General features: G+C 42.0%; 1 protein-coding gene. It reads left to right on the plus strand.

The features are described from left to right. The first annotated feature begins 121 nt into the window (after positions 1–121). A complete protein-coding gene (locus FC20_RS09720; RefSeq protein ID WP_162254733.1) occupies positions 122–418 on the plus strand; it encodes a ribosomal-processing cysteine protease Prp in 297 nt (98 codons plus the stop codon). The last annotated feature ends 51 nt before the right edge of the window (positions 419–469 follow it).

Raw genomic sequence — 469 nt, forward strand, 5'->3', positions numbered from 1 at the left:
CCTAAAGAAGTGATTGAGTTGATGAACCAGCAGAACTTTGAAAGCATTAAGCGACAACAGAGTGCAATGCTGCAAGGGAATCCTGATTATATTGAGGGGCAAGGAGGCGGAGCAGGAGAAAATGATCAAAGTGAGAATGAAGAAGAGTAAGAACAAAGTTGTTCTTCAAGCAAGCGGACACGCAATGCAAGCCCCTAAAGGCCAAGACATTGTATGTGCCGCTTTTTCAATTCTCTGGCAACATACTCTCTATAACTGCAATGATGCTGAAGAGCGACAAGACGGCCAGGTTGACAGGATCACTATTCCATTACGTACAGAAAATAATTTAGCTTTGTGCAGAGCTTTTCACCGTTCAGTGGAAGTGCTAGCTGGTCAATATCCAGATAATTTAGAGTTCGATTATGAGCAAGAATAAAATTGATGACTACTGGACGTTAAGAGCTTTGGAATATGAGCAGCAAGCTTA

It is taken from the genome of Lactobacillus equicursoris DSM 19284 = JCM 14600 = CIP 110162 (assembly GCF_001434815.1).
GTDB lineage: Bacteria > Bacillota > Bacilli > Lactobacillales > Lactobacillaceae > Lactobacillus > Lactobacillus equicursoris.